At 55.1% G+C, this 13503-nt stretch carries 13 protein-coding genes; 7 read left to right on the forward strand and 6 right to left on the reverse strand.

The genetic code is table 11. From position 1 onward, the window contains the following. The first annotated feature begins 23 nt into the window (after window positions 1-23). From MKFW12EY_RS19275 to MKFW12EY_RS23325, 4 genes are all read left to right on the forward strand, one after another. A complete protein-coding gene (locus tag MKFW12EY_RS19275) occupies window positions 24-779 on the forward strand; it encodes a flagellar brake protein (protein ID WP_054760512.1) in 756 nt (251 codons plus the stop codon). A 109-nt stretch (window positions 780-888) separates the two neighbouring features. Next, window positions 889-4335 (forward strand): transcription-repair coupling factor, encoded by a 3447-nt coding sequence (gene mfd / locus MKFW12EY_RS19280; protein ID WP_221053586.1) that lies wholly within the window; start codon window positions 889-891, stop codon window positions 4333-4335. 641 nt (window positions 4336-4976) lie between these two features. Beyond that, window positions 4977-6029 (forward strand): PEP-CTERM sorting domain-containing protein, encoded by a 1053-nt coding sequence (locus MKFW12EY_RS19285; RefSeq protein ID WP_221053587.1) that lies wholly within the window; start codon window positions 4977-4979, stop codon window positions 6027-6029. Window positions 6030-6229: 200 nt separating this feature from the next. After that, window positions 6230-6487, forward strand: coding sequence for a restriction endonuclease (locus MKFW12EY_RS23325; protein ID WP_054760511.1), 258 nt, complete (start codon window positions 6230-6232; stop codon window positions 6485-6487). 95 nt (window positions 6488-6582) lie between these two features. Here the strand turns inward: MKFW12EY_RS23325 and MKFW12EY_RS19295 are convergent, their stop codons facing one another. Together MKFW12EY_RS19295 and MKFW12EY_RS19300 are read right to left on the reverse strand one after the other, a co-directional pair. After that, window positions 6583-6960, reverse strand: a complete 378-nt coding sequence (locus MKFW12EY_RS19295; protein WP_221053588.1) for a lipocalin family protein — start codon at window positions 6958-6960, stop codon at window positions 6583-6585. A 189-nt stretch (window positions 6961-7149) separates the two neighbouring features. Continuing rightward, window positions 7150-7608, reverse strand: a complete 459-nt coding sequence (locus MKFW12EY_RS19300) for a hypothetical protein (protein ID WP_054760509.1) — start codon at window positions 7606-7608, stop codon at window positions 7150-7152. A 67-nt stretch (window positions 7609-7675) separates the two neighbouring features. On the opposite strand from MKFW12EY_RS19300, the gene MKFW12EY_RS19305 reads away from it, so the two are divergent. After that, window positions 7676-8092: a DUF805 domain-containing protein gene (locus tag MKFW12EY_RS19305; RefSeq protein WP_054760507.1), complete on the forward strand. Its 417-nt coding sequence runs from the start codon at window positions 7676-7678 to the stop codon at window positions 8090-8092. A gap of 67 nt (window positions 8093-8159) precedes the next feature. On the opposite strand, the gene MKFW12EY_RS19310 is transcribed toward MKFW12EY_RS19305, so the two are convergent. From MKFW12EY_RS19310 to orn, 4 genes are all read right to left on the reverse strand, one after another. After that, window positions 8160-8549 (reverse strand): group I truncated hemoglobin, encoded by a 390-nt coding sequence (locus MKFW12EY_RS19310; protein WP_221053589.1) that lies wholly within the window; start codon window positions 8547-8549, stop codon window positions 8160-8162. Window positions 8550-8706: 157 nt separating this feature from the next. Then, window positions 8707-9978, reverse strand: a complete 1272-nt coding sequence (gene serS / locus MKFW12EY_RS19315) for a serine--tRNA ligase (protein ID WP_221053590.1) — start codon at window positions 9976-9978, stop codon at window positions 8707-8709. A 41-nt stretch (window positions 9979-10019) separates the two neighbouring features. Continuing rightward, window positions 10020-10727 (reverse strand): fluoride efflux transporter CrcB, encoded by a 708-nt coding sequence (crcB, locus tag MKFW12EY_RS19320; protein ID WP_054760504.1) that lies wholly within the window; start codon window positions 10725-10727, stop codon window positions 10020-10022. Then, window positions 10727-11272: an oligoribonuclease gene (orn, locus tag MKFW12EY_RS19325; protein WP_054760502.1), complete on the reverse strand. Its 546-nt coding sequence runs from the start codon at window positions 11270-11272 to the stop codon at window positions 10727-10729. The genes crcB and orn overlap by 1 nt, the downstream gene beginning before the upstream one ends. 89 nt (window positions 11273-11361) lie before the next feature. On the opposite strand from orn, the gene MKFW12EY_RS19330 reads away from it, so the two are divergent. Beyond that, on the forward strand, window positions 11362-12612 hold the full coding sequence (locus MKFW12EY_RS19330; protein ID WP_221053591.1) for a M48 family metallopeptidase: 1251 nt from the start codon (window positions 11362-11364) through the stop codon (window positions 12610-12612). After that, a complete protein-coding gene (rsgA, locus tag MKFW12EY_RS19335) occupies window positions 12612-13502 on the forward strand; it encodes a ribosome small subunit-dependent GTPase A (protein ID WP_221053592.1) in 891 nt (296 codons plus the stop codon). Before MKFW12EY_RS19330 ends, rsgA begins: the two co-directional genes overlap by 1 nt. Window position 13503: the final 1 nt, after the last annotated feature.

The following is a 13503-nucleotide window of genomic DNA, read 5'->3' on the forward strand; positions in this document are numbered from 1 at the left end:
AACTGCAATATTTAGCAACCTTAATGGAAAAAGAATCCGATTATCTTGTTAGAAACGCCAAATTGGTTTATGGCCACCTGACCGATCTGGTAAAGAAAAAGTGCATTATTTCCGCGCACTTCGGCGAACACAACCAATCGTTTTTAACCACGATTATCGATCTCGACCAGAAAGCCAACCTGTTGACGCTCGACGTGGCGCCCACCGAGTTGCTGAACAAGCAGTTGCTGAATTCGCCCAAAGTCCTGTTCCGCACCGAATTCGACGGCATCAAGGTCTCGTTCCGCGGCAAATCGATCAAGAAATCGCAAAGCGACGGCCATCCAGTGTTCGCCATGCCGATACCGGATGCGATTTTCTGGATGCAACGCCGCCAGTTTTACCGGATTAAGATACCTCTGTCCCATATCAACAGCGTGTGCCAAATCGAATTCACCGCACCGCGCGATCCCGACAACGCCGAGCCGGTCACTTCGAAAGGCGTTTTCAGACTGGTAGACCTCAGCATTTCCGGATTTGCCTTTCTGAATCCCGACCCGCAATTCGACAAGTTCCTCAACCCGGAAGATAAGTACGAAGGCTGCATGATATATCTGCACGACGGCGGCCAAGCCAAAATCAGTTTCGAGATCAAGGAAATTACCAAGGTCAGAGCGACCATGACCGCCACGCAACTGCGGATCGGCTGCCGGTTCACCGATATTCCGCAGGCATTCGAATCCAACATTCAGCGCTATATGCAGGATATCGAAATCCAACAGAAAAATTTGGCCGGATAGCGGAAACGGCCGCCGAGCGGAATTCCGCCCGGCGGCCGTTCCTGGCCACTCCGCTTACCAGTTAGTCTTTATTTTTTAAGTTATTACCGCCATTGCCCGTCTAGTTGCCATGACCGCCTCTCCGCTAAGCCTCCCCGAATTACCGAAACAAAGCGCACAGGTGCAAATCTGGCGCGGCCTAGCCGGCTGCGGCGATGCTTTAGCGCTGGCCAACGCGATCGCCGGCGAAAAACGCCTGGCCGTCATTGTCACGCCGGACACGCAAACCGCGTTGCGCCTGGAACACGAATTGGCCTTTTTCCTCGATAACGCATTCCCTATCCTGCAATTCCCGGACTGGGAAACCCTGCCCTACGACGTGTTTTCGCCGCTGCCGGAAATCGTTTCCGAACGCCTGCGCACGCTGGCCTTATTACCGGAAACCAAGCGCGGCGCGCTGATCGTGCCGATCTCGACGCTAATGCACCGGCTGGCGCCGCGCGAGCACATCCTCGCCCATAGTTTCGCCATCGAAGTCGGCGGCAGCTTGAACCTGGATCTGACTCGCGCCAAGCTGGAGGCGGTGGGCTACCAATGCGTGTCGCAGGTCTACCAACACGGCGAATTCGCGGTACGCGGCTCGATTCTAGACCTGTTCCCGATGGGTTCGAAACAGCCCTACCGCATCGAACTGTTCGACGACGACGTAGAATCGATCCGCAGCTTCGATCCCGATACGCAAATGTCGCAAGACAAAATGCAAAAGGTCGAGTTGTTTCCCGCTCGCGAATTTCCGTTTACCGACGAAGCGATCAAACGCTTCCGCCAGGCCTTCCGCGAACAATTCCCGGACGCGTCGCCGAAGAACAACCTGTACCTCGACGTTTCCAAGCAAATCGCTCCGGCCGGTATCGAGTACTACTTGCCGCTGTTCGTCGAGCGCACCGAATCGCTGTTCGATTATTTACCTAAGACGGCGCTATTCGTGTTGCCGGCCGAGTTCGAAACCGGTGCCGGCCAGTTCTACGCCGAAGCCGAAGAGCGTTACCAACAACGCAAGTACGATATCGATAGGCCGTTGCTGCCGCCGCAACGCTTGTTCTTATCCGCCGACGAGCTGGTTGGCAAAACCGGCAGTTTCAGCCGGATCGTGCTGGACTACCAGGGCGAACAAGGCGAATCGCTGCATTGTCAAGCATTGCCCGATGTAGCGATCGATAGCCGCCTGAAAGAGCCGGCGCAACGCCTGCGCCAGTTTATCGAAGGCTTTGCCGGCAAAATTCTGTTCGTCGCCGAAACCGCCGGCCACCGCGAAGGCCTGATCGAAAAACTGAAAAGCGTCAAACTGGCCGCCAAGCAGGTGCAGAGCTGGGCGGAGTTTTTGGACAGCGAACAGTCGCCGTGCATCGTCGTCGCACCGATGGACCACGGGCTGTTGCTCGAAGAACCACCTCTGGCCATCGTCACCGAGAGCCAGCTCAGCGGCGAAAAAGTCCAGCAGCGCCGGCGCCGGGCCAAGTCCGCGGCTCGGGCGCTGGAAAACATCTTCAATAACCTCGACGAATTGACCATCGGCTCGCCGGTGGTGCACCAGGAACACGGCGTCGGCCGTTACCTGGGCTTGCAGACCTTGACCGTCGGCGGCATCGAAGCCGAGTTCCTGATGCTGGAATACGCCGGCGGCGACAAGATTTACGTGCCGGTAGCCTCCCTGCATTTGATCGGCCGCTATTCCGGCGTCAGCGCCGAAAACGCGCCGCTGCACAAACTCGGCACCGAACAATGGAGCAAAGCCAAGCAAAAAGCCATGGAGCGGGCGCGCGACGTGGCCGCCGAGTTGCTCGACATCCATGCTAAGCGCGCGGCGCGCGGCGGCTTTGCCTTCAATGTCGGCGACGCCGATTACAACGCCTTCGCCGCTGCCTTCCCGTTCGAGGAAACGCCTGATCAGCTCAGTGCTATCGACGCCATTCTGCAGGATATGGCCTCGCCGCAGCCGATGGATCGCGTGGTGTGCGGCGACGTCGGCTTCGGCAAGACCGAAGTGGCGATGCGCGCCGCCTTCGTCGCAGTGCAAAGCGGCGAACAGGTCGCGGTGCTGGTGCCCACCACCCTGCTCGCCCAACAGCATTACCAGAATTTCCGCGACCGCTTCGCCGACTGGCCGGTGCGCATCGAAGTCACCTCGCGCTTCGTCTCCGCCAAGCAACAAAATGCCATTGCCGACGAATTGGCCGACGGCAAGGTCGACATTGTGATCGGCACTCACAAACTGCTGTCCAAGGAGATGAAATACAAGGCCTTGGGCCTGGTGATCATCGACGAGGAACACCGTTTCGGCGTTACTCAGAAAGAGCATTTCAAGAAGCTGCGCTCCGAACTGGACTTGTTGACGCTAACCGCGACGCCGATCCCAAGAACGTTGAATATGGCGATGTCCGGCCTGCGCGATATTTCCATCATCGCCACGCCGCCGCCGAATCGCCACGCCATCAAGACCTTCGTCACCGAATGGATCGATTCGCAAGTGCAGGAAGCCTGCCAGCGCGAAATCAAGCGCGGTGGCCAGGTATTCTTCCTGCACAACGACGTTAAGACTATGGACAAGACGATGCGCGAGCTGGCCGAGCTGGTGCCGGAAGCGCGGATTCAGATCGCCCACGGCCAGATGGCGGAACGCGAGCTGGAACAGATCATGCTGGATTTTTACCACCAGCGCTTCAACCTGCTGATCGCCACGACCATTATCGAAAGCGGCATCGACATCCCCAGCGCCAACACCATCGTCATCAACCGTGCCGACAAGCTGGGCCTGGCCCAGTTGCACCAGTTACGCGGTCGGGTCGGCCGTTCGCACCACCGCGCTTATTGCTATTGCATCGTGCCGCCTAAAACCTTGATGACCAAGGACGCCATAAAACGCCTGGAAGCCTTCGAAACTTCGGGCGAACTCGGCGCCGGCTTCATGCTGTCCTCGCACGACATGGAGATTCGCGGCGCCGGCGAGTTGCTGGGCGACGAGCAAAGCGGCCAAATTCAGGAAATCGGCTTTACCTTGTACACCGAACTGTTGGAACGGGCAGTCAAGGCTTTGAAATCCGGCAAACAACCGGAATTGGACGCGCCGCTGGATTACGGCCCGGAAGTGGACTTGCAAGTTGCCACGTTGATTCCGGAAGATTATTTGCCGGACATCCACGCCCGCCTGGTTTTGTACAAACGCATCGCCAGCGCCGAAACCGAAGAGGATTTGCGCAAACTCAAAATCGAAATGATCGACCGCTTCGGCTTACTGCCGGATCAGGTCAAAGCCCTGTTCGCGGTCACCGAACTGAAACAACAAGCGGCTCACTTGGGCATCAGGAAAATCGAAGCCCACGCCAGCGGCGGCCGCATCGTCTTCACAGCCACGCCGCAGATCGATACCGGCGAGTTGATCCTGATGGTGCAAAGTCAGTCGCAGGTTTATAAATTCGACGGCGCCGATAAATTACGCTTTACCCAGGCCTTTAAGGATATGGAAGATAAGGTGGCATTTTTGGCGAAGTTGTTGACTAGGTTGGCGCCGAAATCATAAGAAAACCCACCAGCGAATCACCAGCCTTCCCGTTTTTGTCATTCCGCTACGGTTCTTCAAGGTATATTCGGCTGAGTTTCCAGATACCGCCGACACGCTTGAATTGCATGGATAAAATGAAAGCAAAATCGTCGCTTTGCTGGTCTTTAGCGCTTATCGTGGCTTTCTCCACAATGGCGTCCCTTAGGTTCTTGTCGATACGTTTTCCGCCAACGACAACCGTGCGCCGCGATTTCTTCGACGAGATCAGGCTGAAGCTTATCGCGCTAGGTTTGTAAACAACAACGGCGGCGTATTGCGATGAAACTGCATGCCCCCCCGCGCGTTACCAGGCTTTCAGCAGCAGCGGAATTCGTTCCATTGATGCTGGCTTGTTTCACGCACCAACTAACACTTGCCTTAGATTCTCGTTACCGCTCGCGCATTACCTGTCGGTATTTTTTACAGGTTTATAACCTTAAATAAGCCCCAAACCTCCGCAAGCCCTACTCGCCCAGATGCGGGGCGTCGATATTTCTTACAAAATTAACAGCACATGGGCCCCTATATAACCATAGGCTATTGAAATATAACAAATGGCTGGAAATATGCTTGTAAGGATTTACTTACAATAAAATTAATTTCATAAAAGGGGAGTCATCATGAGACCCAAAATAATCACCCTTCTCGCCACAAGCTTGCTGGCGAGCAGCATGAATGCGCAAGCCGCAATCGGCTCTTTGGCCGGGAAAGGTTATTACACCTATGGCGATGCGAATTCCTATTCCTTACCTCTAAACGGCTTGGAAGTGATGTCCGGCCCAGGCCAAATAGATGTATACACCAAGCTCGGATTGGGCGCTAACGGCCAAACCGGCAACTCTACAGCAGGGATGGACGACGCCTTCGATACGCCACAAGCAAACAACATAGACGGTTTCCGAATGGGTGCCGGCAACGAACCCTTGGACACGGGAAGCTGGGACCGCGTTGGCTGGTGGGATGCATCGTTAAGTGCGTTGCATGGCGATCTCGATCTGGCGCTAAATTCAATGATTTTCTTTTTTGCCAACAATGAAACCGGGGGCAAAGGTACCGATAATCTGGCAGCTTGGGCTCGCGTGGAATTGACCCAAGGCAACGTACTTCTGGGGCGATTCGATTTGACTAACGATCCCGAGCACGACGGCCAAGGCTATGGCGCACCTCCCGCGAGCGGCGGCGTTCCGATGGGCGATCCGGGAGCCTACACCTCTAACGGGGCAGAGCCTTACGTGTCGGACTTTCTCATGTCAGGCGGCAATGTCTGTGTAAATAGTTCAGGGCTAATCGTCGACTGTAGTCAGCCACACGTCATAGACGCCGAACACAATCTAGGCGGAGACCGCGCGGCGTATGCGATTGTGTTTCCCGAATTGAACGCGCTGATTAAGGGCTTAGTACAGACCGACCTTGCCAATCTTTCCAGCTATGCGCTGCACGTGAATTATCGGCTCGGCTGTGGTCCCGAAAAAACTCAAGCCGGAGGTAGTTTCCCGACAGCTGGACAAGGTGGAAATACTGAGTGCGACCCCAATTACGCCCTTAACGGCGGCGACGAGAAAGTGTTCATTGGCACGGAGTCCTTGCTAAGCACGGTACCGGAACCCAGTTCGCTGGCCTTGCTGGCATTAGGCCCCATTTACATGGGCTGGCGCAGACGCAGGGCGCTGTAAAATACGACAGCCGTTCGGCTTAAGTTCAGGCCGGGGATTTTAACCCCGGCCTTATCCTTTCCAATCTCGCCCGTGCATACCATTGCCGGAATTGCAAGACCCCATCAACGGTTCGCATTTGCCATCTCCGCATCCGCCCAGCTAACTTAGGTATGTAGACAGATCCGAGCAAACCGATCATTGCTCCCCCATGACGCCCCTTGGCTCCGGCTTACCGCCCCGAAATTCAAAAGTTTGCCGGCGCTCTACAAGGCCAACGCGCGCGAAAGAGTGTTTTCATTACAACATCTTCGTTTACGAAAGAAGCCAAGGAATATGTTTCGGTAATTGAATCGAAAATCATACTAATCGATGGCGAGAATCTTGCGAAGCTTATGGCTGAGCACAGCGTCGGAGTCTCAACGATAGGTATTTACGAAGTCAAAAAACTGGACTCCGATTATTTTGATAACGAGTAACGTGATCGGCGGGAACTCGGCACATCGCTTTGTTCTTAAACGCCTAAGTTGGCTGGCGACGTTGCTGACGTAAAGCCGCCAACCGATTCAATCGTTTACTTCTTAACGAAGTGATAAATATCCCCAAACTTGCCTTTCAAGGTCATCGTTTTGTCGTCCTTTTCTACCAGCGAAAATACGTCGAATTTGTCGGACCGGCCCAATAGCGAAATCTTTAATTTGCCGTTTTCCACTTCGTAATTGACCGGCGATTGGTCGTAATAGGTGCCGTCGCGCGGGATATGAGTAATCGTGACCTTGCCGGCGTTGAACGCCCAGGTATCTTCCCGTTTGATCGTATCCTGAGCGCTGGCCGACTTCTTGGTGTACTCCAACTTCCAGCTACCTTGTATTTCGTCGCTGGATTGCAACGGAACGTCGGCAAAACCCTGGCTGGCCATTGCCAATAACAGCACTGCCCAATATTTTTTCATGTCGCTCTCCCCGTTTTGATAAACATAGAGCGTCAGGATTGTACGCTCAGTTTTCCGGAAAGTATCTTATTCATTTCCGGCAGTGTGGTTTCTGTTCAGCGCTCGGCGACATACCCGACTCAGCTGCTTAGCAGGCTTGACCACTGCCCGGCCGATAGCGTCAAACCGGGCGAAACGGCCAGCCCATGGCTATTGCTCCGAATTACTCGGATAGCTATAAATTGCCTGCCCGTTCGCTTTATCGACATAAACCATGTCCACCGTGGCTATCGGTACCGAAGGCACTAACATCGGATAGCTGTGTATGCCGCGGTTATAGGCGGGATCGTCGTAAAGCACCTGCACCGCCGCCGATACAGGGTGTCCGGAACCGACTGCGCGGTCGCCATGGGCAACTGCCGCTCCGGAAAACAAGCCAGCGGCGATAACGAGGGTTTTGATAATGTTTGTAGTTTTCATGATTGCTCTCCCGGTGATATTGGAATCGCCTGTTGCGCCAAAATTTAGGCGTTCCGGCTTGGAGAGCATTCTGGACAAGTTGAAAAAATAAATAAAATCGATTGTTTTTATAACGACAATAGCAATTTTGAATAGACCGCCCCCGGCTTGACACAACGCCACGGCGAGAAGCCAGCGCAGAATCCGCACGGCCGGAAAATGCGGTTTCCGTTAAAATTGCCGGCCTATTGGTTAATATTCCCGGATCAAATCATCCATGCTGCGCTACGACCGCTCTCGATACATTGCGTTAGGCCTGCCCTGTTTGGCCAACGCTGCACTACTGGTCTATGGGCTGGAACTGAAGTTGGGAGTATTCCCGGAGGGTTTTATTGAGCGCGGTTACTGGTTGTTGGCCGCCGGCCTGGGCCTATTCGGTGCGACGGCGATGATCAAGCGCGCCCGCGACATCGGCTCGTCGGCATGGGGAATATTGCTGGGATTTTTATTCGCAGCACCGCTGATGCTGCTGATCGGGATTGTGTTGTGTTTCGTGCCGAGCAATCCGGATGCGGACCGTCTGGAACCGGCTCCAGAGCCGGCAACAACCAAACTTTGGTTGCTGGGCGGCGGCTTGTGCGTGCTACCTTGGCTTGCCGTGCTGGCGCTCCGTTACTGGGGAAGCATTTTGTGACATTCCGCCGCGCCGGTTGACGCCGCCACACTACCGGCAAAGGCCGGCGGCAATGGCGGCAAACAGCTTATTTACCCAACACTTCGCCTCTGACGCTCTCTACCAGAGCCGCCGCTTCGGCAATCAGTTCCTGCGGAACGTTCAATTCGGTCATCGTCGCGCCCAGATGCTCCATGACGGCATCGTAGTGCGAGTCGTTCAGCCCCATTTTGACCAGGCGGGCGTGGCCGTCGCGCAAGGAGCGGCCGGTGTAATTATTCGGCCCGCCGAAAGCCACCGTCATAAACGCTACCAAATGTTCGACCTGTTTCGCCATGTCGGTTTTCTCGAAAAACCGGTTGATGCGGAAATCGCCCAACACTTTGCCGTAAAACAAATCGACTGCGGCATTGACCGCCGCCTCGCCGCCGATTCTTTCGTATAACGATGGCCCTTGCACTTCGTTCGCTTCACTCATGGTTACCCCTCCTCTGTATTTGGTTATTATCGAGGCCGGAGCCGATACGGCAAGCCTTTGATTTTGCCCAGGTTACCAGCCTCGGCGCGGATGATAACCCAGGATAGTTTCGCCTCCAAACTATTTCGGCAACACCAAAGACCGGACAAAGCGTAAGTTATTGAATCTTTTCGAGACCGCCCATATATGGCCGTAACGCTTCCGGCACCGTGATCGAGCCGTCTTCGTTTTGGTAATTCTCGATGATTGCAATCAAGGTACGGCCGGCAGCCAATCCGGAGCCGTTCAAGGTATGCACCAACTCCGGCTTGCCGGTTTCCGGGTTGCGCCAACGCGCTTGCAGGCGGCGGGCCTGGAAGTCCTTGAAATTGCTGCAGGACGAAATTTCCCGGTATTTTTGCTGGCCCGGCAGCCACACTTCCAGATCGTAGGTTTTAGACGACGAGAAGCCGGTGTCGCCGGCACACAGCAAGACCTTGCGGTACGGCAGATTCAATATTTGCAGAATCTTTTCGGCATGAGCGGTCAGCTCTTCGTGAGCCTGCGCCGATTGTTCCGGCGTTGTGATCTGCACCAATTCCACTTTCTCGAACTGGTGCTGGCGAATCATGCCGCGTACGTCGCTGCCGTAGGCGCCGGCTTCGCTGCGGAAACACGGCGAATGGCAGACGAATTTCAGCGGCATTTGTTTGGCGTCGACGATGACGTCGCGGACGATATTGGTGACCGGTACTTCGGCGGTCGGAATCAAGTAAAAGGTCGGATCGTTTTTGACGGTAAACAGATCGGCTTCGAACTTGGGCAACTGGCCGGTGCCGCGCAAGCTGTCGGCATTGGCCATGAACGGCACGTAAGTTTCCTGGTAACCGTGTTCGTTGATGTGGGTATTCAGCATCAGTTGGATGATCGCCCGTTGCAAGGTCGCCAGTTTTCCGGCCAACACAACGAAGCGGGCGCTGGCAATTTTGGCGCCCAATTCGAAGTTCATACCCAGAGGCTCGCCCAAATCGACGTGGTCCTTCGGCGTAAAATCGAACTGGCGCGGCTCGCCCCAGCAGCTGATTTCGACATTGTCGGCATCGCTTTTGCCGGCCGGCACCGATTCGTCGAGAATGTTAGGAATGCCTTCCAACAGCGTGTTCAGTTGCGTCTGAATAGCATTTAGCTCGCCTTCCGCCGCCTTCAACTGATCGCCCAAATCGGCCACTTGGTCCAGCAAGGGCTGGATGTCCTCGCCCTTGGCTTTGGCTTGGCCGATGGCTTTGGAGCGGGTGTTGCGCTCGTTCTGCAAATCCTGGGTTTTAACCTGAATATCCTTGCGCCGATCTTCGAGTGCCTGGTAAGCGGCGGCATCGAATTGAAAACCGCGTCTTTGCAACTGTTGCACGACCAGTTCCAGGTCGCTTCTGAACAAACGGGGATCTAACATGGCTACAGCTATCCTGAATTAATGATGGGAAAAAACGGCGCTTATACCTGCTTGCCCAGCCACAAGCCGAACCACAACGCGCCACCGCAAAACAGCAGGTTGCCGAGAAACACCGTTAACATGGCGTCGATATGCGATTCGAACGAATGTCCGCTTTCCAGCAGATACAAAATCAAATACAAACCGGACAGAGTCAGGAATACGCCGATCAGCAGCGTCACCAAAATCGCCCGGTGCTCGATGGAAATTTCAAGTTTATGCAGCAATATCGTGGCGACGATGCCGATCAGAAAGGCGCCGATGCCGTTTACCACAGTCAACGCGTACGGATATGGCCAATCGCCGATACGCACGGCGCCCTGGCCGTAGAAAAACAAGCCCTTACCTAAAGACAGGCCGGCCCAGACCGCCAACAGGCAACCCAAGACGCTGACCGCGATATTCAGCCCGGCTTTGCCGATTTGGCCTTGTTCCAGCAGGTAAAAGGTTTCCAGCGAAAAACTGGAGAAGGTCGTGAAACCGCCCATGACGCCGGCTAAAATCGCCGTGCGGTATTCCAAGGCGATCGCCAAGCGTTGCAGAATCAAGGCTTCCGACATCAAGCCGATCAGGAACGACCCGATTAGATTGACCGTTAGCGTGCCGTACGGAAAGCCGCGGCCGAGCCACAGGTAAACGCCGCTGGATGCCAGATAGCGCAACAGGGAACCGATGGCACCGCCCAACGCGACGGCAAATAGTTGCAGCATCAGAACTTGAAGAAAGTTTCCCGGTAATAACGCAGCTCATCGATCGACTCGATAATGTCGTCGAGCGCTTTATGGGAAGCCTGTTTGTTGAATCCGTCTCTGACCTGCGGCGCCCAGCGTGCGGCCAGTTCCTTAACGGTGGATACGTCCAGGTTGCGGTAATGGAAAAACGCTTCCAGTTTAGGCATGTAACGGTACAAAAACCGCCGGTCCTGGCAAATGCTGTTGCCGCACATCGGCGAGGTTCCGGCCGGCAGCCATTGTTGCAGGAAATCCAAGGTGCGCCGTTCGGCTTCGGCGGCGTCGATATCGGAATCCTTGACCCGCTGAATCAAGCCGGATTCGCCGTGGTGCTGCTGGTTCCATTCATCCATCGCCGCCAGCGCGGCATCGGACTGGTGTACCGCAATGACCGGGCCTTGCGCCAGCACATTCAGATTCTTATCGGTGACCACGGTGGCAATTTCAATGATCAAATCGTTGTCGGGATCCAAGCCGGTCATTTCCAAATCGATCCAGATCAGATTGTCCTTATCTTGAGCCATTGCGTTTCTATGTTATTAATAATGTTGCGGCGGATTGTAGCATTAGCTAATCTGTACCGCTAATTGTTAACCCCACCTATCTTGGCTTGATGAACACGTTTACCGGCATATTTTTATTAGCTTTCGTCCTCTCCTACGGCACCCAATTCTGGCTTGCCAGACGCCAGAAAAATCATGTTTTGCAGCACCGGGACCAAGTGCCCGCCGCATTCCGGGATCGCGTAACCTTGGCCGCCCACCAGAAAGCCGCCGATTACACGATCGAAAAAGGCAAATTGCACGATGTCGACAGCGTGGTCGGCATGGTATTTCTGCTGGCGTTGACCTTGGGCGGCGGCATCAGCCTGGTGTTCGACTTCTGGTCGACCTTCGATTTGTCGCCGCTGACCGCTGACTTGGCGGCGATGGCCAGCATATTTTTGCTGATGACGGTGGTCGAAATCCCGTTCAGCTTGTACCAAACCTTCGTCATCGAAGAGAAGTTCGGCTTCAACAAAAACACCATCCCGCAGTTCGCCAAAGATCAACTGTTGTCCTTTGGTCTGACGTTGGCCATCGGCCTGCCGATCCTGGCGCTGATCCTGTGGGTTATGGACAGCATCGGCAGCCTTTGGTGGCTATATGCCTGGGCGATTCTGATGAGTTTTTCGTTGCTGATGAGCTGGCTGTTTCCGACCCTGATCGCGCCGTTGTTCAATAAATTCGAGCCGATGCAGGAAGGCTCGTTAAAACAGCGGATCCAAGGCTTGCTGGAGCGCTGCGGCTTCAGCAGCAAAGGCATTTTCATCATGGACGGCTCGCGCCGCTCCGGCCACGGCAACGCTTATTTCACCGGTTTGGGCAACAATAAGCGCATCGTGTTTTTCGATACCTTGGTTAATTCGTTGGACGAAGAAGAATTGGAAGCGGTTCTGGCCCACGAACTCGGCCACTTCAAATGCAAGCACACCATCAAGATGCTGGTAGCCTCGTCGATCATGACGTTGATCAGTTTCGCGGTGTTAGGCTGGCTGATCACCCAGGACTGGTTCTTCGACGGCTTGGGCGTCACCACTCATTCCAACGCCGCCGCTTTATTGCTGTTCATGCTGGTGTCGCCGGTGTTCACCACCTTTATGCAACCGATCAGCGCCTATTTCCAACGCAAGTTCGAATTCGAAGCAGACGACTTTGCTACCCGCAACGCGCAGGGCAAAAAAATGATCAGCGGTTTGGTCAAACTCTATGAAGAAAACGCCAGCACGTTGACGCCCGATCCGTTGTACTCGGCTTTCCATTACAGCCATCCACCGGCGGCGATCCGCATCGCCCACATCGAACAAAAAATGCAGTCCGCTTAATGGCCGAGCTGCACCAAGGCTTGGTCGTTTCCCACCTCGGCAAGGGCATCGCCGTCGAGGTCGGGGAACAAACCGTGCTGTGCCAAACCCTGCGCAAGCTGGATACCGTCGTCGTCGGCGACCAAGTCTTACTGTCCTTATCCGGCCCGGAACAAGGCCGCATCGAACAAATCCTGCCGCGGCGCTCGGTATTGCAACGCCCCAGCCGCGGCGACCAGGTCCGGCCGGTGGCCGCCAATCTGGATACGATTTTTGTCGTGTTCGCCGCTGAACCCGAGTGCGATTTTCTATTATTGGACCAGTATTTGGCCATTTGCGAAAACTGCAATATCGACGCCGCCTTGGTATTCAACAAGATCGACATCCCGTGCAGCGCATCGGTTGCGGCGGAATTGAAAATATACGAAAGTCTGGGTTACCGGGTCTACCGGGTCAGTGCCAAACAGCACGCCGGCATCGAAGAATTAAAGCAAATATTGCAAGGACAAACCGCCATGTTCGCCGGCCAATCCGGCGTCGGCAAATCGTCGCTGACCAACGCGTTGTTACCGGACCGAACCCTACGCACCAATAGCGTCTCCGCGACCACCCGCCACGGCCGCCATACCACGACCGCCGCGACGCTTTACCATTTACCGGACGGCGGCGACTTGATCGACAGCCCCGGCGTGGCGATTTTCGGCCTGGCCGGCCTGTCCGAAGCCCAACTGGCATGGGGTTACCGCGATTTCCAGCCCTACATCGGCAATTGCAAATTCAACGATTGCCGCCATGCCGGCGATAAGGACTGCGCAGTCCGGGCCGCGGCCGAATCCGGCGCGATATCGCCCAGCCGTTACCAGCGCTTTTTGAAATTGCGGGAAAAAATGCCGCCCGGCAATCGGCTATAGT

Source organism: Methylomonas koyamae, assembly GCF_019669905.1.
In the GTDB taxonomy this organism is placed as follows: Bacteria; Pseudomonadota; Gammaproteobacteria; order Methylococcales; family Methylomonadaceae; genus Methylomonas; species Methylomonas koyamae.

Bases quoted from the DNA above. Each gene is read 5' to 3' on its own strand.
- crcB (WP_054760504.1), bottom strand. From the start codon at position 10,727: ATGCTGCAACTATTTGCCGTCGCGTTGGGCGGTGCCATCGGTTCCCTG.
- MKFW12EY_RS19305 (WP_054760507.1), top strand. From the start codon at position 7,676: ATGCTGCGCTACGACCGCTCTCGATACATTGCGTTAGGCCTGCCCTGT.
- MKFW12EY_RS19285 (WP_221053587.1), top strand. From the start codon at position 4,977: ATGAGACCCAAAATAATCACCCTTCTCGCCACAAGCTTGCTGGCGAGC.
- mfd (WP_221053586.1), top strand. From the start codon at position 889: ATGACCGCCTCTCCGCTAAGCCTCCCCGAATTACCGAAACAAAGCGCA.
- MKFW12EY_RS19275 (WP_054760512.1), top strand. From the start codon at position 24: ATGGAAAAAGAATCCGATTATCTTGTTAGAAACGCCAAATTGGTTTAT.
- MKFW12EY_RS19310 (WP_221053589.1), bottom strand. From the start codon at position 8,549: ATGAGTGAAGCGAACGAAGTGCAAGGGCCATCGTTATACGAAAGAATC.
- MKFW12EY_RS19330 (WP_221053591.1), top strand. From the start codon at position 11,362: ATGAACACGTTTACCGGCATATTTTTATTAGCTTTCGTCCTCTCCTAC.
- rsgA (WP_221053592.1), top strand. From the start codon at position 12,612: ATGGCCGAGCTGCACCAAGGCTTGGTCGTTTCCCACCTCGGCAAGGGC.
- MKFW12EY_RS19295 (WP_221053588.1), bottom strand. From the start codon at position 6,960: ATGAAAAAATATTGGGCAGTGCTGTTATTGGCAATGGCCAGCCAGGGT.
- orn (WP_054760502.1), bottom strand. From the start codon at position 11,272: ATGGCTCAAGATAAGGACAATCTGATCTGGATCGATTTGGAAATGACC.
- serS (WP_221053590.1), bottom strand. From the start codon at position 9,978: ATGTTAGATCCCCGTTTGTTCAGAAGCGACCTGGAACTGGTCGTGCAA.